The 22218-nt window shown below is 34.5% G+C and carries 23 protein-coding genes and 1 pseudogene; 4 read left to right on the forward strand and 20 right to left on the reverse strand.

Annotated elements, in window-relative coordinates; translation table 11 throughout:
• Positions 1-371: 371 nt before the first annotated feature.
• The gene (locus AC5KOD_RS10450) at positions 372-1184 is read right to left on the reverse strand and encodes a histidine phosphatase family protein (protein WP_496914500.1); all 813 of its coding nucleotides are present in this window, start codon (positions 1182-1184) and stop codon (positions 372-374) included.
• Positions 1185-1398: 214 nt separating this feature from the next.
• Between AC5KOD_RS10450 and AC5KOD_RS10455 the strand changes: the two genes are divergently transcribed.
• Together AC5KOD_RS10455 and AC5KOD_RS10460 are read left to right on the forward strand one after the other, a co-directional pair.
• A complete protein-coding gene (locus tag AC5KOD_RS10455) occupies positions 1399-1599 on the forward strand; it encodes a winged helix-turn-helix domain-containing protein (protein WP_496914501.1) in 201 nt (66 codons plus the stop codon).
• A gap of 445 nt (positions 1600-2044) precedes the next feature.
• Positions 2045-3529 (forward strand): helix-turn-helix domain-containing protein, encoded by a 1485-nt coding sequence (locus tag AC5KOD_RS10460; protein WP_496914502.1) that lies wholly within the window; start codon positions 2045-2047, stop codon positions 3527-3529.
• A 56-nt stretch (positions 3530-3585) separates the two neighbouring features.
• Here AC5KOD_RS10460 and AC5KOD_RS10465 read toward each other — a convergent pair whose 3' ends face one another.
• The 10 genes from AC5KOD_RS10465 to AC5KOD_RS10510 form a co-directional block, all read right to left on the reverse strand.
• Positions 3586-4161: a recombinase family protein gene (locus tag AC5KOD_RS10465; protein WP_496914503.1), complete on the reverse strand. Its 576-nt coding sequence runs from the start codon at positions 4159-4161 to the stop codon at positions 3586-3588.
• A 221-nt stretch (positions 4162-4382) separates the two neighbouring features.
• Positions 4383-4802, reverse strand: a complete 420-nt coding sequence (locus tag AC5KOD_RS10470) for a type II toxin-antitoxin system death-on-curing family toxin (RefSeq protein ID WP_496914504.1) — start codon at positions 4800-4802, stop codon at positions 4383-4385.
• Positions 4803-4816: 14 nt separating this feature from the next.
• Positions 4817-5068 (reverse strand): AbrB/MazE/SpoVT family DNA-binding domain-containing protein, encoded by a 252-nt coding sequence (locus tag AC5KOD_RS10475; RefSeq protein ID WP_496914505.1) that lies wholly within the window; start codon positions 5066-5068, stop codon positions 4817-4819.
• 429 nt (positions 5069-5497) lie between these two features.
• Positions 5498-6973, reverse strand: coding sequence for a serine hydrolase domain-containing protein (locus tag AC5KOD_RS10480; protein ID WP_496914506.1), 1476 nt, complete (start codon positions 6971-6973; stop codon positions 5498-5500).
• Positions 6974-7047: 74 nt separating this feature from the next.
• Positions 7048-7752 (reverse strand): ABC transporter permease, encoded by a 705-nt coding sequence (locus AC5KOD_RS10485; RefSeq protein ID WP_496914507.1) that lies wholly within the window; start codon positions 7750-7752, stop codon positions 7048-7050.
• A gap of 1 nt (position 7753) precedes the next feature.
• A complete protein-coding gene (locus AC5KOD_RS10490; protein ID WP_496914508.1) occupies positions 7754-8668 on the reverse strand; it encodes an ABC transporter ATP-binding protein in 915 nt (304 codons plus the stop codon).
• A 142-nt stretch (positions 8669-8810) separates the two neighbouring features.
• On the reverse strand, positions 8811-9554 hold the full coding sequence (locus AC5KOD_RS10495) for a response regulator transcription factor (protein WP_496914509.1): 744 nt from the start codon (positions 9552-9554) through the stop codon (positions 8811-8813).
• A 2-nt stretch (positions 9555-9556) separates the two neighbouring features.
• Positions 9557-10765 carry a GHKL domain-containing protein gene (locus AC5KOD_RS10500; RefSeq protein ID WP_496914510.1) on the reverse strand — a complete coding sequence of 403 codons (1209 nt, stop codon included), beginning with the start codon at positions 10763-10765 and terminating at the stop codon, positions 9557-9559.
• A 493-nt stretch (positions 10766-11258) separates the two neighbouring features.
• Positions 11259-11885 (reverse strand): hypothetical protein, encoded by a 627-nt coding sequence (locus tag AC5KOD_RS10505; protein WP_496914511.1) that lies wholly within the window; start codon positions 11883-11885, stop codon positions 11259-11261.
• Between the two features lie 45 nt (positions 11886-11930).
• Complete coding sequence (locus AC5KOD_RS10510; RefSeq protein ID WP_496914512.1) at positions 11931-12092, reverse strand: hypothetical protein; 162 nt, start codon at positions 12090-12092, stop codon at positions 11931-11933.
• Between the two features lie 499 nt (positions 12093-12591).
• Between AC5KOD_RS10510 and AC5KOD_RS10515 the strand changes: the two are divergent.
• Positions 12592-12785, forward strand: a pseudogene (locus AC5KOD_RS10515) (transposase); the annotation flags it as partial.
• A 595-nt stretch (positions 12786-13380) separates the two neighbouring features.
• Here the strand turns inward: AC5KOD_RS10515 and AC5KOD_RS10520 are convergent.
• The 7 genes from AC5KOD_RS10520 to ulaG all read right to left on the reverse strand — a co-directional run bounded on the left by AC5KOD_RS10520 (position 13381) and on the right by ulaG (position 19067).
• On the reverse strand, positions 13381-14094 hold the full coding sequence (locus AC5KOD_RS10520) for an L-ribulose-5-phosphate 4-epimerase (protein WP_496914513.1): 714 nt from the start codon (positions 14092-14094) through the stop codon (positions 13381-13383).
• Positions 14084-14944, reverse strand: a complete 861-nt coding sequence (locus AC5KOD_RS10525; RefSeq protein WP_496914514.1) for an L-ribulose-5-phosphate 3-epimerase — start codon at positions 14942-14944, stop codon at positions 14084-14086. The genes AC5KOD_RS10520 and AC5KOD_RS10525 overlap by 11 nt, the downstream gene beginning before the upstream one ends.
• Positions 14945-15586: a 3-keto-L-gulonate-6-phosphate decarboxylase UlaD gene (locus AC5KOD_RS10530; RefSeq protein WP_496914535.1), complete on the reverse strand. Its 642-nt coding sequence runs from the start codon at positions 15584-15586 to the stop codon at positions 14945-14947.
• A 52-nt stretch (positions 15587-15638) separates the two neighbouring features.
• Entirely contained in the window at positions 15639-15938 is a 300-nt protein-coding gene (locus AC5KOD_RS10535; RefSeq protein WP_496914515.1) for a PTS sugar transporter subunit IIB, read from the reverse strand.
• Between the two features lie 76 nt (positions 15939-16014).
• Positions 16015-17496 (reverse strand): PTS ascorbate transporter subunit IIC, encoded by a 1482-nt coding sequence (gene ulaA, locus AC5KOD_RS10540; RefSeq protein WP_496914516.1) that lies wholly within the window; start codon positions 17494-17496, stop codon positions 16015-16017.
• An 11-nt stretch (positions 17497-17507) separates the two neighbouring features.
• The gene (locus tag AC5KOD_RS10545) at positions 17508-17969 is read right to left on the reverse strand and encodes a PTS sugar transporter subunit IIA (RefSeq protein WP_496914517.1); all 462 of its coding nucleotides are present in this window, start codon (positions 17967-17969) and stop codon (positions 17508-17510) included.
• A 30-nt stretch (positions 17970-17999) separates the two neighbouring features.
• On the reverse strand, positions 18000-19067 hold the full coding sequence (gene ulaG, locus AC5KOD_RS10550; RefSeq protein ID WP_496914518.1) for an L-ascorbate 6-phosphate lactonase: 1068 nt from the start codon (positions 19065-19067) through the stop codon (positions 18000-18002).
• A 190-nt stretch (positions 19068-19257) separates the two neighbouring features.
• On the opposite strand from ulaG, the gene AC5KOD_RS10555 reads away from it, so the two are divergent.
• A complete protein-coding gene (locus tag AC5KOD_RS10555) occupies positions 19258-20022 on the forward strand; it encodes a DeoR/GlpR family DNA-binding transcription regulator (RefSeq protein WP_496914519.1) in 765 nt (254 codons plus the stop codon).
• Positions 20023-20506: 484 nt separating this feature from the next.
• Here the strand turns inward: AC5KOD_RS10555 and AC5KOD_RS10560 are convergent, their stop codons facing one another.
• The gene (locus AC5KOD_RS10560; protein WP_496914520.1) at positions 20507-21121 is read right to left on the reverse strand and encodes an SIS domain-containing protein; all 615 of its coding nucleotides are present in this window, start codon (positions 21119-21121) and stop codon (positions 20507-20509) included.
• A gap of 37 nt (positions 21122-21158) precedes the next feature.
• A complete protein-coding gene (locus AC5KOD_RS10565; RefSeq protein ID WP_496914521.1) occupies positions 21159-22196 on the reverse strand; it encodes a tagatose 1,6-diphosphate aldolase in 1038 nt (345 codons plus the stop codon).
• Positions 22197-22218 lie beyond the last annotated feature (22 nt).

Genomic DNA, 22218 nt, shown 5'->3' on the forward strand with positions numbered 1-22218 from the left:
ACTATGAATAAACTCAAAAACCCCAACCCGTTGATTGTGTCATTATTCTTTTAGTTCAACTTTTCAACAAATCCTCACTTATTTTAAATCCTTTGCAACCCCAATTAAGTTTGGTCATCATGCCTCTCAATTATACACAAAAAGCACTCTATTGACGTAACAGTTTGCCTTTTTTGTTATTAAAATCGTTTATCGACTAAAGCATAATCTCACTCTTATTACCTCAAAAAGACAACCTTGTCATCAATGACTAAGTTGTCTTTTTGGTAAACTAGTTCACCTGAATTCTAGCTAGTTACATTATTTGATGTAAAGTCGTTATAACACATACAATCGTTTTAATTGAACTGTAAAAATTAAATCAAAAAACCTTATTTTGTCCCTGCTTCAACATAGCTTAAATCATTGATATTACCCAATGTATAAGTGCCATCTTTGTAAGTAATCGTCGAGACACTAGCATTTTTCAATCCACCTTCTGGAATTTCAAAATCATCAAATAATGTAGCTAGCAGTGCTGATATACTGAGACCATGGCTAGTAATTAATACATTTCCATTACCTGGATTGGCTAATTCTGCTTCAACTACGGCATCAAGGGCTTCTTTTAATCGTGTCGTAATCGTCTGATAGTCTTCTGCTGGCCAGTTACTTACCTCTTCTGTGACGTTTTTAGCATCTAACTTAGCTACGCTATTAGCAAACGATTCGGGCGTCATGTTTTTCATAAATTCTTCCAAGGTAACGCCTTGATCATCAGCAATATCCTGCCACATAGTATGATTCAAATCGCCTTCATAGGTACCAAAGTTGAATTCTCTTAATCTAGGATCGGTTTGTACCTTTAATTTTGAGGATTTATCATTTTCTTTTAGTATTAATTCGGCCGTTTGAACAGCTCGACCACTATCACTGCTATAGGCATTTTGAAATTCAATATCTTTCAATCCTACCCCAGCAGCCGTAACGACTTCTTCACCTTTTGGAGTTAAAACAGCATCTGACCACCCTTGAACACGATCAGTCGTATTTAGCATGGTTTTTCCGTGTCGAACAATGTACAGCGTTAGTTCTGTACTTTGTTCTTTTTTCATGCTATCTGGCTCCTTATTTGTTGCAACGTTACTACCACACCCTGTCAATAAAATTAACCCCATCATGATACTACCTAACATTTTTTTCATTCGTAACTCTCCTCTTCTTTAAATTATTAAATAAAAAAAAACCAATCAGGCATAAATAGAGAGTCATTCTCTTTATTTATGTCTGATTAGGTCATGCCCTATTAAGGTAACAATCCTTTTCTTAACATACTAATCATAACTTAAAACACACGATTTGTAAACGCTCTCTTTACTAATTGAGGCTGTTTGAAAAAATATAGTTTATTATATACTTATGGGACTTGTCAAAACCTTTGTGGATCAAGCTTTGGTATTATACCAAGAAACGGAGTTATCTGTTAGTGAGATTGCAAAGCAGTGTCACATTTCTTCCCCTACTATTTATCATCACTTAAGAAAAAGAGGACTTCCTCTGATTAACTTAACTTTTTTTATAGGAAAACCTTGTAATGCAATCTGTTTGAAAGAAAAATGAGACAAAAAGCTTTTGGTTAGAATAGCTCAATTGTCAATAGGAATTATCCGTAGTAAAAATGTGCATGACATGATCACATTTGATAGTTGAACAATCTTCTTTCAGTCCGAGTTCATTTGATATAGGATGAGTATCGGTCATTTGTCTTCATTCAAAATAATTTTTTGGTCGGAACTTATCTCGAGTTTAGCGCAAATGATTTATTAATGCACGAGTTTATAACTTTTGAGAAGCATACTGCAATTTATATAATATTGAGACCAGCCATAAAATCCGTCGTTTTACGAAATAGAGCTCGTCCAAAAGTTTATAGTTCAACAAAACAGATAGATGTTATTTTATCTATTATATATTCAAAAAAAAATATCAAAAAAACAACTACCTATACTAGACTAGTATAGAGTTTATCTTTATACTAGTAGTAAAATATGGAGCTGATTAATAGATGCTATTTTTAAATAAAACTACTTCAAACAAATTCAAGATATTCAAACAAATTCTCTTTAATGGTTACTCTACCACTCTTGATGAGCTACAAAACAATCTAAGTGTATCAAAAAAGACTTTGGCCCGCTATATATTAGAACTTCAAAATGATTTGGATAGTGCTTTTTCAGAAGATGATATTATGATAGTTAATGGCTCTGGTACAGTCTCACTTACCATTAATACACCTCACCCATTTCCATATTATGTTGATTCTTTACATTTATCTTATGTAAAAGAATCCATCGAATTCATTCTTATTAAGGCTTTACTGGAAAGAAAATTTCAATCAGCTTCTGAACTTGCTAATGTTCTTTACCTAAGCAGGTCCACTATTTATAGACATTTGAATAATGTTCAACAGATACTGTCCAAATTCAATATTGAACTTTCTTTTACGTCCCCAAATCGGGATACTAACCTAATATATGAAGAAAAGGACCTTAGGTCTTTCACCTATTATTTCTATTGGTACTCATTTAAAGGGCTCCTATGGCCATTTACTAAGTCAAACCAAAAAGCATCTGAAAAAATGAATTTACCCATCCTAACGCCTAATCTAAACTCTCGATATAGTCAAGTCGACTATCTATTTAGCATTACTTTATGGAGAATTTTGAAAACAAATAGGTATGTATCAATAGATCAACAGATACAGCAGATACTGTCTGTCTTTCAACAAATAAATGACCTTAGCCAAGGTTTAAATGACTTTGGAGAGAATGTTCCCCCAAAAAAACTTTTAGAAGAAAAACTTTTTTTAAATTTCTTTTTAAGATTCAACTCATCCAATCTTGATTCTGAAGAAAATATTTGTCAAATTAGTTCAGGTCTATCCGCTATAGACTCACCCATTATCAATAGAAGTCAAGCAATGATCGATTCCCTTCTTAAGGAATTAGACTTGTCTATCGAGCCCTATTACTGCCAGTTCTATTTTGTTCAACTCGTCCTGTTCTATGTTTATGTATTTTATCTCAATATAGATCTACCTTCTGACTTTACAACTTATTCGATGAATAACATCTTTAAAGAAAAAGAGTTACAACATAAGGGCATTACTATTTTTCAAATTGAAGAGTTTCTTGAAAAATTCAGAAAAGATTTCCCAATCCCAAACCGATTCCAAAATTTCGAAATATTTCTTGCAGGATTAATTGTAATTAACAGAAAGAAAGAGCCTCTTAATATCTGTATTCACTTCTCAAAAAATGCTAGCGGAGAGGCCATGATTGGGCAAAAAATTGAGGCTATCTTCAACCCTAATCAAATTCGCCTTATAAATGACCCTGACCAATCTCATTTAATTATTTCAGACAGCTATGAATTCAATCAGTTAAATTCAGATTTCTTCTATTTAGAACATGCTTCTGACCTAAATAGTTGGAAAGATTTGGTCAGTATTATTCAAGAAAAAATTTTCTCAAACACATTTTCACTATAATTTCTTAACTACCATTGCTCAATTTGATAGACAACTTTTCTACATCAACCTATATGCTAACTTGCTTTTCTCCTTAATTTGATATTTTTTATGCGGATATAACGATAGATTGAACTTGCTGATAAATGATACTTCTCACATATTTCAGAAACTTTCATATTTGAACAACAATACAAGTTAATTGCTTTTTCTAATCTATCATCTAACGGGGGACGACCAAGAATTACCCCTTTCTTTTTAGCTGATTCTAGCCCTGCCAATATACGTTCTTTTATTAAATCTGCCTCCATTTCAGCAAAAGCTCCCACAATTGTAAATATCATCTTTCCCATAGGTGTCGAGGAATCAATTTGATTCTGAATACTAACAAAATTGATTCCTTCCTTTTCAAAAAAATCCAACAATTTGAGCAAGTGTTGGGTTCCCCTCGCTAGTCTATCTAACCTATATACTACGAAAGTATCTCCTCTTTTTAGTTTTTGAACAACTTCTTTCAATACCGTACGTTCTGTTTTTTTCCCACTCTCATATTCTGTATGTATTTCATTTACACCGTATACGTTAAGTGCGTCAATTTGCGAATCTAATTTTTGATGAGTTGTGCTTACCCTTGCATAACCGATAATTGCCATTATAACTCCTCCTTCTCACTATCTACCATGGTACCATGTTGCAAGGCAAAAAAATCCCATTTTTTGTCGCTCTGCTTGGACAAATATAGAGACTTTATAACATAGGTTCACTAACTGAGTGTTGTTCATTTGAATGATTGAAGGCATTCTAAATAGATAAGTATATAAAAAAATAAACAAGTACTCATATTATTTTTGAAGTACTTGTTTATTATGACTATTTAGCGTTGAGTTATGTAGAGTGAGTTTCTTAGGTATTCGAAAACTCTATTTTTTAAATTATCAAAAGATTCGCCTTTCGAATTTGAATTGACAACATCTAATGTGAATTTAACACCCTCTTCTCTAGGGAATGAGGTATCATAGCCGTTTATATCAAAAAATACAACAAGAGATAGCCATGCAGTTCTTTTGTTACCATTATGAAAACAATGTTTTGTAGCGATATTTATAAAAAGAATAGCTGCTTTTTCATAAATTGATTTGTATAGCTCTTCATCAAATACAACTTGATTTGGTTGAGCCACAGACATTTGTAGCGCTGAAGCATCTTTGATTGCAATCGTTTCTTTGGGGCTAAACGTTCCAATGACATATGCGTTAAATTTTATTATATTTTCTACTGTTAAACTATTAATCATTTAATAATGTCTCCTTAAAGGTCAACTAAATCACTTAAGAGATCATGATACTGGTTTAAAGCTTTTTCCATTGCTTTATCGACATTGACTTTAGGTAATTCTTTTTCAATTGTAACTGAACCTGATTCGTTTATAACAAAGGCTAACGAATCTCCATCTTCTATTCCAAGTTTTTCTTTAATCATTGCAGGGATAGTCACAACATCGCTATTTCCAGATTTTCTCACTTTGTAAGCAGCTGACCTTTTAATATTAGTATTAATCATAATGCTACCTCCTTTACTATTAAGCCCTGGAATATCTAATGATTATTCACTTTCTAAGATATAAAATTTTCAGGGACTGACTCTTTCTCTGAGTTTACTATATTATTTATCCTCTAATATTTCGTTGAACTGACACTAAAACATTAAATTAACACTATGTATAGTATATTACAAAGTATATCTTTTATCAATAGTAAGTACTTCGATCAATGTATATACATCAACTTTGGACATGCTGTATTGAATAGGGCTTACACTAATCCATTGTCTATTTAGAATATACCTATTCGGACAATCTTGATATAACGTACTCTCCTCTTCTAATAACAAAATAGAAAAATAATCTACTAAAAGATAGTCAAAATAATCAAAATTTTTGAGCAAAAATGATGCTCTTATATTCCGAAATACTATTTTTTTCGCATCTCACTATAATTTTAACGGTTTGTCTTTAATTCGATCAAAACTAGGTGATAAAAAGAACCAAGTAACACTTGAACTTAAGAAAAAAATGGCCAAACATGCTGTAAAAATACTTGGCTCCCAGTCATTTAAATCTGACCACCGCATACCTAATAGCATGGGAAGAAACATACAAAGGGCTAATGACGAGATAGTTGCCAGTATTGAAATCACCTTCAACATGGTTCTTTTTTTTGTTTTTTCTTTATAAAGTTGCTTCCGTTTTCTTCGTATTCCTAGAAGTAGAAAAATTATCGAAAGTCCACTGCTAGCTAGTGTTATTAGAGTGAAGATTAAATCAATTTTTCTAATAGGTCCCATAGAATATGTCTGGTTTAAATCTCCAGCTAAAATCTCTTTGATATTATAAACTAAATCAATGTTTGTTGTATTTCCATTCGAGAGTAAGCTAATACCCAACTGCTCATCAGGGAATAGAACAACTTGGGTGGTGAAACTAGGGTTATTGCCTGAATGTTCAATAATAGACAACTTCTTATCTACTGCCCATCCACCAGCATAATACATAGAGTCTACCGATGGAACAGAGTCGTCTGGCTGATGAGATTTTTGAATTGCTTTTATTAACTTATCAGGAATATCACCTGGTGGCGCTAGTTGTAATTGCATCCATCTAGCCATATCTTTCGCTGAAGAAATTAAATATCCAGCTGGCTTATTCCCTCTATAATCTGGTGCTTTGTAGCGTTTAGTTCTTAAAAAGGATGATCGATACCCTTGTGCTAAATGATTTTCTATCAGAGCGTCTTCTTCAAATGCGTATGTTTGATTTAACCCTAACGGTGTAAAAACTTCATTAATCATAAATTCTTCATAACTTTTTTTAGAAACAGTTTCAATAATTAGTCCTAAAATATCGTAATTGACAGTTCCATAGTCATATTTTTCTCCAGGTAAAAAATCCAAGTCTACATCAACAAGTTTTTTCACGGTTTTTTCTAACATGTCATCTGTCTTGCCTTGCGGAATATACTTTGTATGCTTGGCGTTTGTTAAACCACTCGTGTGATAAAGAAGGTATCCAATTGTCATTTTGGACATATCAATAGGGGTTCCTTCATAGGATAATGTTAACCAAGGAAGATAAGTCCGGACAGAATCCTCTAATGTTAACAGGTTGTTCTGTTCTAACAGTAGCACTCCTGTTGCCGTATAAGCTTTACTTACTGAAGCCAATTCGTATAGCGTTTCTTCAGTAGATTTAAGTTTTTCTTCTTGGTTAGCATAACCTGATGAGTAATAATATGTTTGACCTTCTTGCACAATTGAAACAGACATTCCAGGCGTACCTGAAATACGACAAGCTTCGTCCAATAGGTTTTGTATAGCTTTTGTTTGTTGTTCTGACTCTGCATACACAGGATTTGCCATAGTTGCAAATACTATAATGACTACAATGATTAAAGTTATTGTTTTTTTCAATTTTCATCAATCTCCTATTATTTTAGGTTTAGTTTAAAAATACTTATGATTATTTTCTTCATTTTTGTTCTTTCCTACCCAATATCTTTCGCTTCGATTTTATCATATGATAAATAACCAACAGCTAATCCAATTAGGCTTAAGATTGCTGGAACAATAAACATTTGATTTAAATTCAAACTGCTATTGCCATCTGAAACTGTGGCATTCACTAGAAAACCAATCAAAACTGACACTGTGATGGTTGTAGCACTAGATTGCTTTTGTACGCCAAAATAAAGTGGGATCAGACTTAGACATGCTGTCATTAAGGCATTGATCAGCGTGCTAGGAATCGTTTTAACAATCATTATCAGTGTCATATTTTCCGGAAATAAATGCAGCATTGGATTAACAAAAAATGTCAAAATGCTTATGCTAAAAGTCGCTACCACAATACTCAAAAAGCAATAGCTTAGTACAGTTATCAGTTTGCTTTTCATCACTTTTTTTCGATTAATCGGATAGGTAAATAAAACTTGAATCGTTTTATCTTTATATTCATCTACAACTAAACGTGACAATAATACTCCTGAAAAAATTACAAAAACAATACGAATAAATATACTGCCCAGAGACATAAATGATGTAAAATCCGTAAACATCAACTCCTCCTGACTGTTAGATCCCACTGCCATTAAAGTTATAACGATAAAAATTGTAATAATACTAATCCCTACAAATTTTAAATAACCTGCTAATTGATTTTTCTTCCATTCTAATTTTAATAAATGTGTCATGTTATTTGCCTCCATTGATTATTGATAAGAAATATTCTTCCAGTGTATTTTGATGTTTTTCAATGCGATTGATAGAAATACCTTCAATAATAAGTAATTTGTTTAATAGTGACTGATTGATCTGATTTCCATGGAGGTGAAGAGTTTGACTATCTATTCTTTGAATTTTTTCAATTGATTGTTCTTTAGACAATACTTCGATTGCTTTTTCAACATCATCCACTTCTAAAGCTAAATATGGGTTGCTTACTTCTCTGATTTTTGACAGTTTTACTTCCTTTACTATCTGTCCTTGATTAATGACACCGATAGTATCAGCAATCCATTCAATTTCTGAAATAATATGACTGGATAACAAAATCGTCTTGCCGTAATTATTTTTTAACAAAAGCAACAGCTCCCGCATTTCTTTAATCCCAACTGGGTCTAATCCATTGATTGGCTCATCTAAAAGTAACACGTCTGGATTTGTTAACATCGCTCGAGCAATACCTAAGCGCTGACGCATTCCTAATGAATACTCCGTAACAAGTTTATTTCCTACCTTTTCTAAACCGACAATTGCGAGTACCTCTTCGATTCTTTCTGAACGAGTGCCCCCCATATATTCACCATGTAGCTCTAAATTTTCTCTTGCTGTTAATTTCTTATAAAAAACTGGAGTTTCAATGATACTTCCGATTTCTTTTAAATACTCATATGAATTTTCCTGTATCAGTTCATTTTTCACCCGAATTTCTCCGGAGGTAGGCTTAACTAAATTTAATATCATCTTCATGATTGTTGTTTTCCCTGCACCATTAGGCCCTAAAAATCCATAGATTTCTCCTTTTTCAATTGTCATAGTAACAGCTGATACGACTGATTCTTTCTGATATCTTTTACTTACATCATTAATTTGAATTATTTTACTCATTTCTATCCCTCACTCTTTTTTTCTTTGCTTCTGATATCATCTTATCTGCTGATACTCCATTGGAATAGCTCATTTCCTTAAATGACCCTTCACCTTGCCTGAACGGTAAAAAAAACCCACTAAAGTAATCAACTTTAGTGGGTTAATTTAGATTAAGTTCTGTTAAAAGCTGAATCGTTTCTTTGACTAGTCTCCTAGATATTGTACATTGATCTTCATTTGAAAATACCGCAATTTTCTCTGTTTTATTTATATGGGTAACATTTGCTAAATTGATAACAAATGCACGATGACATCGATACAACCGCTCATCCATCGCTTCAATTTCTTTTAATTCAGCATAAAATTCCATAACCTTCATTGTCGTAACAAGCCGAATTTTATGAGACGAACCTGTTGTTTCAAAATACAAAATTTCAGAAAAAGGGATTTGGAACTTAGCGTATTTATTTTCAAAAACAAAAGCATCCGAACTGACACTTGATTCGATGCGAGTCTCCGCTAATAGCAGGCATTCTTTTATTCTCTGCTCAATCATACTGTCCTCTTGATCCTTCTCGATAAAGTCCAAAGCAGCAACCTTATATGAAAAAGTCAGCGGCGCCATTTCAGAATGTGTTGTAATAAAAACAATCGTGCCAAATAAATCTTTCTGACGAATTTTTTGTGCGACCTCCAACCCTTTTTTCTCAGATTCTTTGATTTCCAAGTCTAGAAAATACAGGTTATGCTGACTGGTTAAGGTAATTTTTTCCAATAACACCTCTGGTTTAGCTGTCACAAATAAACGCTTGTAGACTATTCGTTCAGATACACTTATATCTTTAACCATTCGCTCTAACCGCTGCTGTTGGATAATGTCATCTTCCAAAATAAAAATATTCATCTTTACACCTCATGTTCCACTATTCTTAAGATTTGCGAAAAACCGTTTGGCAGATTACTTGTTTCTAATGAGACGTGAGGTATTTCTAACAGCATTTGTCTCACGCTATACAAGCCAATTCCTCTGTTCAAGCCTTTAGACGAGTAACCTTTTTCTGCTATTTTTTTTATAGCTACTGGCTCTTGACAACTATTTTCAAGAATAATTACTTGTACACCTTCTTCTTCAAAAATAGCCAATCTTATCCAAGGTTTTTCTGTCAAAACTGCTTCTTCTATTGCATTATCCAATAAAATAGAGACTGTTCTAATCAAAGATACAAGCTCAAAATGAAATGATTTTACAGGATGAACTACTTCTAATTGAACGTCAATTTTTTGTTGCTGTGCCAGTAATAATTTTGATCCTAACAGGCTCTTCACTTCCGGGACTAAAATGTTGCCTAAACGCCCAAAGCTGTAATGATTTGCCTGAAAAGTTTGTTTCGTTGGCTTAATAACTGATTCATAGACATGCTGAACTTCCTCCAGATTATTTCCATAAATTCCTTCTTCTAAACTAGTTAAAAGATTAATATAATCATGTCTAAAATGATTGATTTCTTCATATAAGCCTTCAATTTGTTTTGTATAATCGTACAACTGATCTAGTTGAGCATTTTTTAGTTCTTGAATTTGCTGCTTACGCTGCTTTTGAAAATAGATGTTTAAAACTGCTAAAGAAGTAATCACTAGAAAAAACAGACTCCAAATAATTAAGTCATCTTGTGGATTACTCTCACCACGCTGATTATTAGCTGTTAAAATCCGATAAAGTAATCCAATTACCATCACTAGAAAAAGAATTAACACTGTCATTACTCTGCTACTAACTTGCTTTAATGAATGAATCGACCATTGTGGAATCCATCTTGCTGTCAGATATAAAAGAAGCTGATTGATTAGTGGGGGAGCGATAGCTACAGACATGTAGAGAGTAGTTTGCATTTGTTCCTTTGAAGCAAAGGAACAATACGAAAACAAAAGCTCCATCGGGGATGCGATAATATACCCAAAAAAAGTATTCATCAATAAAGTATATAGTGCATAAAACACGAGAATTGGCAACATTTTTCGTTCTTTGCTCCAGCCGATGACAATGAATAGTAGAAAGAAAAAAACACCTGACCAAAGACCAAATTGCTTACTTAAGATTATCCCACCTATCACCATTAAAATAGGATAGCTCAGCCATTCCAAGATAAAAAAAGAATAGCCAGAAACTGTTTTAAATATGAGAAAAAAACTAATAATTTGAATAGAAATAATTACGAAATAAATACCAACCTATCCCTTCTATGTCTTATTGGACGCGCCATTACTTTGAGTATATCATTAATTCAAGTTTGACGTCACCCCGCCATCAATTTTGAATGTTTCTAGATTTGAGTCAATATTGTCAGCTTAAGCTACACCAACTCGGACAAAAAATACTGAAAACCTACCTTAGAATGCTACTTATTTTGCAGTGACTAATCCAGCTAGTAGTCAATATTATTATTTTGCTGCTACAAACAAATTGTAATTAAGTCTTTAAATGTTTTATGTCACAAAATAAAAATCAACTTCGCACATATGTTTATGAAATATGTGGAGTTGATTTATTTGAAAAGGAAAGCTCCTAAAATGGAGATATGTGAAGTTGTTCCCTATAATCTAAAAGAGCCTATTGCGCTTTTTTAATCATGTAGTGATATTTTTCTGAATACAATTTTTCGATGCCTGTTTCCTCTGTCACTTTCTCTGTGTAAGTGTGTTCAATTTCACTAATCAATTTTGTTTTCTTTTGGAATGTAATGGAAATATCATGTTTATACTCGATATGATCACTATCTTTAGTGTTTATATTTTTATTAATCTCATAGTTCTGTGTAGTATCAATTTTTTGAGCAGTATAATTAATTGTTTTATTAATATTGGTTTCTTCGACAGAAACACCTAGATTAAAGTTACTATCTAAGTAATTTTTTAAATTACTGCTAAGAGTTAAATAATCAGCACTAAGGTAAGTTAAAATAGTATTGATTATAGGATTATCCTTGCTATCTATAATTTCATCATCATAAGCTACAAAATATTGTTGTCCATTTTCTAAAATTTTATACTCTGGCAGTCCTTCTCGAGTAATCTCAAAAGTTTCTGGAGTACCTTGGTCTCCTGTAGACAAGACCTCTAAACCATTAGGGAGCGAGGTTAACTCCATTCGCTCATTGCTATTTCCTTTAGAAATAGTCGTACCTGAAAGTGATGTTGTGGCGTTGTAATCATAATTTAGCTTATCGTTTTCTTTCACAGTGTAATTAACACTATAATCAACAGTCACACCATATTTTTCAGGCTAACCAGTGTACATTGAAATTTCTTTTAAATCATCTTTGAGGTCCTCAATCCCATATTCCTGCGACACCCTTTCATTGCTTCCAGTTGTATTTTCTTTTTTTTCACACGCACTTAAAATCAGCAACAGAAATAAAATAGTAACAACTCCCATTTTTTTCATAACTTACCTCCTAATTATTAATAAAAAAAGTAACGCCTATAAAATGAGATGTTACTTTTTTGTAATATAACAAATTTACCACATTCCGTGGCTGATTCCCAATGTGTATAGTTTTATACTTTCTATTAAATGCCCTACCCAACAATGCAGCAACCTTAACCATAGAAAACAAGTAATTCTGCATTGTAGTGCTACGTACATGAGCTACTCTCATTGCATCTCTCATTTCAAATTTCAGGTTGCTCTAAGGGAAAAGTCTACACTAGATGAAGCTGCCAAGGCGCTTGGTACTAAGACTATAGCTAATAGTATAATTATTGCTCCATATTCTAATACTTTTTCCAAAAATATCCCCCTAAAATTAATCTTTTATTTTAAATTTAAAGACAGATTAATCATACCATTGAGATTTCAATTTAATCACCTATTTTCATATATGAATTAGGTGTGTTTTGGACAGAATGAACGCCGCACATTTACAAAAGAATTTAAACAACAAATGGTTAGATTTATATCAAGTAAAAAAAACAAGAGTGGAACTTGATATAATTATTTCAGCCCTTGACAAGTAGGTAAAACAAGCAGCGACAACAGGTTCTTTCAGAAAAAGAGAATCTGATGCCTGAACAAAAGGAGTTAAATACCCTTCGGAAACGAAATAGTCAATTGGAAATGGAGAATGATATTTTAAAGCAAGCCGCACCAATCTTCAGACAAAAAAAACAAGGATTATTTATTCTGAATCTACTATACATTACACGATAGAACAACTCACTTGTTTGATATAATTCTATCGCATCTAGTATGAATTGAATAGAATGATTCTCTTTTTGACATTTTCTAAACACCCCTTCTTCACCAAACGCACAGTAAGACATCACCCTTTGTTCTACTTGTGTTTTATTCTTAATCAAATACTTTTTCGCAAGGTAAGCCCCCTCCCCCGCCTTTTCCCTTTAAGTAATTTTAAACGACTTTCATTTTAACCTCAAAGCTATATTTAGCCATAAAAATACCGCCCTCCAAACGTTAGATTTTTAGTCTAACGTTTGGAGGGCGGTACAGATTCCTCGTCAGTGTTTTTCAGTATCCAATTACGCAAACAGATAAACCCTTCTTCAAAAAATTCGTCAACCTCCCCTACATCCGGTAGGTGACTCGCATCTTAGCCTCCGTTAAATCAATTTGGTTGTTACATCTATAAAACCATCTCGACCCGTCCCACAGGTAAGCTTCTATCACAGTCCAAGGCAATACACTGGTTTTTCTTAAAACCTAAAGGAACGCCTTATGTTTGACCATAGTATGCCGTTTCGCCATGCTTACGGAAATAATGTTTATCTAATAAAAATTGGGGGATTGGGGAAATCTCTGGAGTCAACTTCTCTGTCTCGCTCGCCATTTTACAAACTTCGTCAAGTACCAAACTGTTCTGCACTGCTTTTTCCGGTGATTCACCCCAACTAAAAGGGCCGTGACCATAGACTAAGACTGCTGGAACAGCCTCAGGATCTATTTCATTCTCTATAAAGCATTCCACGATAACATTTCCTGTATGCACTTCATATGCTTCCTCAATTTCTTCTTTTGTTAGCTGACGGGTACAAGGAACCTGTCCATAAAAGGTATCTGCGTGAGTCGTGCCATAAGCAGGCAACTCTCGACCAGCCTGTGCCCACATTACCGCGTGAGTAGAATGTGTATGGACAATTGACCCAATGCTTAGCATCTTTTTGTATAAAACAATATGTGTCGCTAAATCTGAGGAAGGATGCAAACTCTCTTTTTCCAAAACCTTTCCATCCAAATCAGTCACAACCATTTGCTCTTTAGTCATCTCTTCATAATCAACTCCACTTGGCTTTATTACAATGATGCCTAACTCACGATTGATTTCGCTAACATTTCCCCAAGTCAATTTGACTAACCCCAGCTTAGGTAACACCAAATTTGCTTCAAAGACACGTGCTTTCATTTCAGCGATTATTTGCTCATTTGACATGGTAGCCCGCCTCCAATAGTTTAGGATATAAATATTCTTTCGCTTGCTGAATCTTTTGTTTAAACTGAGGAATTTCTTCACTCCACATTTCAATCAAGAATGTTCCATCATACTCTAAACGTTTCAACGTTTTTAGCATGCCTAAAAAATCAACACAGCCCTCTCCAAAAGGAACCTCTCGAAATTGACCAGCAAATTCCTTAGTCACAGGATAGGTATCTTTCAAATGAACCGAAGTGATACAATCAATTCCTAACTCAAGTTCATTTGCTGAATTATTCTCAGGCCACGCTGAAAGATTCCCCAGATCAGGGTAGACTTGTAGATAAGGGGAATGAATCTGTTGTTTTATTTGAAAAAATTTTTGAATTGAATTCATAAAAGGATCATCCATAATTTCTATTGAGAGAATAATGCCGTAAGTTGAGGCCAACTTCACCCCTTTTTTTACTCCCTCAATAAACCCTTCTCGAGTCGCAACAGATTTTTCTTCATAGTAGACGTCATAGCCTGCAATTTGAATAATCTTAACCCCTAATTGGTGAGCTAAAATAATCGCCTTTCTCATGATTTCATCTGCCCTTTCGCGTGTTTCAGCGTTTACTGAACCAAAAGGAAAACGTCGATGTGCACTTAAACAAATCGATTGAATACGCGTATCGGCCTCAAACATGAGCTCTCGAACCTGGCGAATTTCTTCCTTCGTCCAATCCAATCGACTAATTCTCTCATCCGTCTCATCAATCGATAATTCAATAAAATCAAACCCTAATTCCTTCACTAAGCTAAAGCGTTCTTTCCATGAGATATTTTTTGGCAAGGCTTTTTCATAAATACCTATTTGGGCCATTTAATCACCCCATATCCGCTGAATTTCATCTTTAAACTCTTGAGCCGCATTTTCTGGCCGTTCAGCTCCTGAAATTCCTCTTCCCGTAATAAATGTATACACATCAATTCCTTCAAATAATGAGAGCATGCCTACATCCAATCCCCCTGTGACTGACACATTAAAGCCCATATCAATCAACTTTTTGACTCTGGTTAAATCTTTTTCACTCCAAGTTTCACCAGATAACAAAGCATCTCTACTTTGGTGATAAATCGCCTGCTTAATCCCGATATCTAGCCATTGTTGTGCTTGTTCAAAAGTCCAATCGCCATAAAGTTCAACTTGTAGTTCCTTCACTTCCTTTTGGGCTGCTTGCATGGTTGGAATCGTAGCACAACAGATAACCGTCATAAAATCAGCTCCAGCATCTGCGACATTTTTAGCCACCGTTCCTCCAGCATCTGCACACTTAGTATCCGCCACCACAAGCTTGTCTGGAAACAAACTGCGAAGACAACTAATCGCTTTTTGCCCTTCCTGCAAGCAAAGAATGGTCCCAACCTCTATAATATCGACAATATGCCCCACCTTTACCACATCTGATAAAGCATGTTCTAAGTCATTATGATCCAATGCAATTTGTAATTGAGGGATTCCCATCATTTTTCCTTCCTTCTACGTCTATTTTTTATAAAACACAAATTCAGTGACTTTATTTCATCTTTTTGTAAAGTTCTGACTCAGCAAACTTTTCTTCAATTTCTTTAGCTGACATTACATTACGAATGCCAATGACCGTAACGCCTTTTTTCTCTGCTTGAGCAAACATCGATAAAAAGTTCACTGGCGTAAAGACGACTTCATACTGGCTAGCTGAGCTTTTCCCTTCAGAAATTGCACAGTGATGAATTTTTGTGATTTTAACACCCAATTCTTTCATTGCTTTCTCTACACTTCTCATCATCATTAAGCTTGTTCCAGAACCATTTGCACAAGATACTAAAATTCTCATTTGTATTTCCTCCGATACTCTCTATTTTTAGTTAATCAATAAGGTTTTCTACTTGATTTTACCTTCGCTTTTTTACTTATAAAAACTTTTCAGCGTACTCTTCATAATCATCAACAATCAGAAAGTAACCTTCCGGATTTTTACGATATTGTAATTGAGGGATAATTAGTAAGCCAATCACGACAATTGCCACACCTGCATAGCCCAAAATTTTCATAATGACGGTAAATAGTGGCCAAGCCGTTGCCCAGTCGAACATCCCTAAATACCCACCATATTGAGACAGTCCAATCCATGTCGCAAATAGCGCTGAACCGCCAACTTGAATAATTCCTGATAAGAACGGGAAGATACACGCAGCTTTGAAACCACCTCGGTTATTCGCAAATACTGCAATGACAGCATTGTCAAAGAAAAGTGGGATGAAGCCTGCAATCACAATTGTTGGAGATTTAAAAATGATTAGCAAAGCAATCATCAAGAACTGACCTAATGCCCCAAATAAAAAACCAACCGTCACAGCATTAGGTGAACCAAAACCAAATGTTGCGGCCACATCGATTCCTGGCACAGCACCTGGAAGAATTGTGTTGGAAATTCCTTGGAAGGATTGTGTCAACTCATCAACGAATGTTCGCACACCTAATTGCAAGATAGCTAGGTACACCGCAAAGTTAAGAGAAGTCGTCATAATGTAAAAAAGAAAACTTTGACCTTCTTGCATAAAATCTGCTTGAATTAAATAATCTTGTCCTAATACCAATAGAATGATCCCAAAGAAAAATAACATTAAGATCGATGTTGCAACCATATTTTCATTAAAGATAGATAAGAAACCTGGTAATTCCATATCCTCTAATTTTTTATCTGCTTTTTCTGACTTATGATTTTTCTTATCACGTTTCTTCATAAATTCGGCTAACTTAGCAAAAATGAAGATTCCAAACATCTGTTGATGGGCCACTGCAAATCCAGCACCCTCCGTTAATTCCTGCGTGATACCGACTGTCAGATTACTTGCGACTGCCCAATAACAACCTAAAATTAATCCCATGAAGATAAGCACTTCAATTCTTCCTAAATTTGGGAAACAGAATAACAAAATCCAGAAAGCAGTAGCAGCTTGTTGAATTTGAACATTCCCCGTTGTAAACACAGCACGAAGTTTCGTATATTTTTGAAAACGAACCAATAAAATATTCATAATGAAGGCGATTAGTAATAAGATCATTACATCCCCAAACGTCCGGCCAAATGTTACCTTCAGCCCAGCATCTACAGCATTTTGACCAAAGTATGGGTCGGTTACCATTGCGTTTAGATTGAAGCGTTCTTTCAACCCCACCAAAATGGGGCGGAAATTATTAACTAGGCCTCCTGAACCAACTGATAAAATAAAGTAGCCTACGGTGGCTTTTAAGAATCCTGCTAAACACTCATACAGTGGACGCCGTAATAATACATAGCCCAGTAACACAATAAATCCAATTAAATAAGCAGGCTGCGTTAAAATATTTGTTGCAAAATATGTCCAAATACTAAGCAAAAATTCACCCATTTTGTCTCCTCCTAAGTATTATATTCTTTTCCAACTATCTCAAATTCTTCTATTGAATGTGTCTGAAGTAGGTCATCAATTACGCCATCCGTCATTAATAATTCCGATAATTTCTGAATATTTTGCATATGCTCTTCTGGATTTTTTGCTGCTAAAGTGAAGAACAAGCTAGCTGACTTCCTATCTTCCGGGTCACTTTCAAAAATGATTGGCTGCTTCATTTTTGTAAACGAAATCGCTGTTCCATGTACCCCCTGACTGTGCTCGGAAGAGTGGGGCATAGCCACCCCCGGAACAATGACAATATACGGTCCATGTTCATTCACACAATGAATGATCTCATCAACATACGATTGGTCGATAATTTCTTTCTGCAATAATTGTGTACAGCTTTCTTGTATTGCTTCTTTCCAGTCTATGATCTCTTTTTCAGAATAATAGACTAGATCATTTTCTAAAAAATACTGTAACATCCTATCTCTACCTCCCTGTAAATTATAATTTTATAGAAATGATGGAAATGGCATATCGTTTTCTCCTGTGAATGCATCGTCAAATCCACGGTTAAAATTAAATTCCAGATCATCTTTATTTGTTGGATAAGTAAATTTTCCGCCTACTTGCCAAATGTATGGTTTAAATTGATACTGCAAACGATCCTTCTTAAATTTCCAGATTTCTGTAATTTCTTTCGGATCTGCCATAAAGTTAGCCCAGATATCATAATGAACAGGAATCACTACTTTGGCGTTCAATGACTCTGCCATTCTTAACATATCAACAGACGTTACTTTATCTGTGATTCCACGTGGATTTTCGCCGTAAGCACCTAAACAGACATCAATTTTGTATTCATTTCCATGTTTGGCAAACATATTCGAATAATGGGAATCTCCCGCATGATAAATCGAACCACCTGATGTTTCAAACAAGTAATTAACTGCGATTAAGTCCATATCTTGAGGCACTTTCCCTCTAAGTTCCATTTCAGGATCCTCACAAGTAACTAATGCGGTTCTATCGAACGCTTCCAAAGCTACAATATTAATGTCTTTGATATTTACTTCTTCACCAGGAGCAACAATAATCGTTTTTTCTTCAGGAATTCCCCAACTCACCCATGTTTTCACCACTTCTTTAGGCCCAATAAATTTCGCTTCTGGACAATTTTGGTGAACCGCTGCAGCAGTATTAATATCTAAGTGATCAGAATGAATATGCGTGACAACTAACGCATCAACATTTCTGACTTCAAATGGATCAATCACAAATGGCTGTGTCCGCAAATTGGGCTGCATTTTCTTAACCCCACTCATGCGCATCATTTGATGACCTTTTTTCATTAATCCATCACCATGACTTCTCTTGCCTGTTCCACACCATAAGTCACATAAAATATTGGTATTTTCGTATGACTTAAGCCAAATACCTGTACAGCCTAACCACCACATAGAGACGGTACCTTCTTCTACTACTGTTTGTTCAATCTCTTCATTCAAATACGTCCCCCATTCTGGGAATGTGGATAGTATCCAACTTTCTTTTGAGACTTCATTGACTGTATTCGCCATAATCAATTACTCCTTTGTGATTTTTTATCATTACAACCAAATAATAACGTCAATAAAGCTGGTTGAAAACCCTTTTATATGATTGTTTGAATTTTATATGACTTTTACACACGTTTACATATTTTATCATGTATAATAAATCATATAAAAGCTAATCAAGCATAAAACTTTATCATAAGGAGTCCTTCCCATGAAAAATTCACTTGCTAACATCGAGGCCCGCCATCAAAAAATATTGGAACACCTCGAAAAACATCAACAACTGACAACCCAAGAGCTCTCCGATAAATTGGAGGTCTCTATTAGCACCATCCGCCGCGACTTGAATATCTTAGAAGAAAAAAATGATATTATTCGCAAATATGGATACTGTATTTTTAACTACAATAATCAACGAGACTTTGATCAGTCCGGTCCCGATTTAATCAAACAAGCAATTGCTCGCATCGCTAGCACATATGTCAGTGATTATGATACCGTTTTTATAAATTCAAGTTCAACAGCATTAAGTGCGGTAAATCATTTTAAAGCTGAACACCTGACTATTGTCACAAATAATCTAAAAATTGCCAACACACCACATAACGCTAATTATAATTATATAGTCACTGGAGGCGAACTACGATTTCCAAAAGAAGTGCTCGTTGGTGACATTGCAGCAAATACGATTTCATCAATGAATTCTGATATTTGTATTATCGGTTGTAGTGGTGTGAGTATCGAGAACGGGATTACGACAAAAATTCTGAACGAAGCAAAAATAAATGAATTAATGATTAAACACACCGTTAAGCATAAAATTTTAGTTGTTGATCATCGAAAAATGGGGAGAACCTCTAAGTTTAAAATTGCCGATATCTCCGTTTTTGATTATTTAATCACTGATAAATATTGTTCACCTGAATTACTGAAAGAAATCAAAAAGCTTGGATTAAAAGTGATTCAAGTTAATTGATTTAAGCCAACCCCCCTATTATTTAAATACGTGAAAATAAGCCAAAATTCATTGAAATTTGAAAACTAAATTCCGTGAATTTTGGCTTATATGTTGTTTAATAATTAATAGCTATTATTTTGGTAAAATTAGAAAGAACATATTGCGATTCTTTACGAGATTAACAAGAAATAAAGCTAGGACATTGAAAAATCATCCTAGCTTTATTATTAAGTATCTAGTAAAAGGTATCATTTAAGATTTCAGTAACATTCCCCTACCATTTTTTATGATGCAGGGTGAGTTCAAATATATCTGAAAAAAGGTGGAGTAGATTTCTCCACTCCGAAAAAGGTCTAAATTATTTGGAGCTTCAGAACATTACGATCGATTACTTGTCCTGAGATAGTATTAATCCACGCAACAATCTCTTAGTCATTTCCAAATGCCTTCAATCTTGTTTAACTGTAGGCTGTAAACAGTAAAATAAATAACCTCAAAAACTTTACTCTTGAATTTGTGCGTAGACTTCTTCACCTAGTGCTCCTCCAGGATGATTGATATAGTAGGTTTTCAAATCCAATCGATTCTCGTCTTGTAGAAGAATAGACAAACACTGTAGAATAATGATTTCCACTAGAACAGATGCTCGTGGCGGCTTATCTAAATCATCTCCTTCGTGAGCTACACCTGCATATAGAAAAACATCTACATTATCCTTTAGCCAAGAGTTAGTTCCTCCACTTACACCGATTACTTTAATATCAATTTTTTTCAACGCTAAAATTGTATTTTGTAACTCCATTGTTTGTCCACTATTAGAAATCGCGATAACAACATCGCCTTTGCCAATCTGTCCTATTGAACCATGAACCGCCTCTGTCGTGTCTAAATAGTAAGTAGGAGTATTTATAGATGAATTCAATGCTGCAATATAGCCTGCAACATAACTCGTCTTACCAACTCCGGTTATATGCACTCGTCCAAATGCCTTTTTACTTTCCATTATCAACTGACTTGCTTTAATCAATTCCTTCTCGTCAATCTGATCAATGTAGCTTAGTATTTCCGTCTTCATATTTGCAATGTAATTTTCTAACTTTTCAGTCACCAATGACATCCTCCTCTCTCATGCCTTATTAACGGGATATGTCAGTTTATAATGGTAGGTCAACCGTTTGAATGGTGTCCAAACCACCATAAACAGTATACCAAGGTGTTGCACCAGCAGCTAAAAGCTGATTTAGCTCTTGAACATTTTGTCTCCCCGTGGTTCTCAGCCACTCGGTTAATCCTTCTGCACCTTTGTTTCCATAAACAGAAATGCCATCTTTCCATGTGGCTCTGCCACATAGCACGCCGCTATAGGTTGCACCAGAATTATTCAACAACTCTATCTCCTGATGAAAAACGTCTGTCGGAACTCCTGCTGATAGATAAATAATAGGGCAGGATGCTAATTCACCTACTTGAACTACTTCTTTGTTTACTTCTGACAATGTAAATAGCACCTCATTATTAAGTCTTTCCGCAAATCCCTCGACATATTTATAATTAAAAGGTAATTCAATCTTTAAAACATCAATTTGATATTTAGCTTTTGAAAACTCTTTAACAGTTGCTTTTACTTTTTGGGCCTTTAGTTTGGCAAACTCTTCACTGTCTTGATCTGTCACTCTATTATCATATACTAACGGCTCAACAAAAATTGGAATTTGAGCGGCCTGAGCTTCATTACCTAATCGCTCTAAAAAAGCATGCTTTTTATCAAGAACATCCAAGTCATCATCTGGATTATAATAAACCAATACCTTTAGTGCATCTGCACCAAAATGAAGCATTCTATAGCAGGACTCATCAAGAATAATTTCTGGAATTTTACCTGGTGTTACAAAAACCTCTGAACCGGCTTTTTCATAAGAGACAATTAACCCACAATTATTACTTTTTTCTGAAATAGCTGGAATTCCTAATTTTTTATCCAATAAAATAGCACTAATATATGGTGTCAACTCTTTGGCGACAAGTTGTTTAAATTCCTTAGAGTGATCGCTTGTATATTCCCCTTCTGGCATTGCTGCTTGCACCAATTCCTCCAAAGAACCTCTCTGATCTATGGCAAGAGCAGAAAATGTGCCACTTGAATTTGATAGTTGTTGAAGACGCTTAAACTTACCAGTTGATATTATTTTCATAAATTTTCCCACCTAATTTTTA

It is taken from the genome of Vagococcus sp. WN80Y (genome assembly GCF_059621045.1).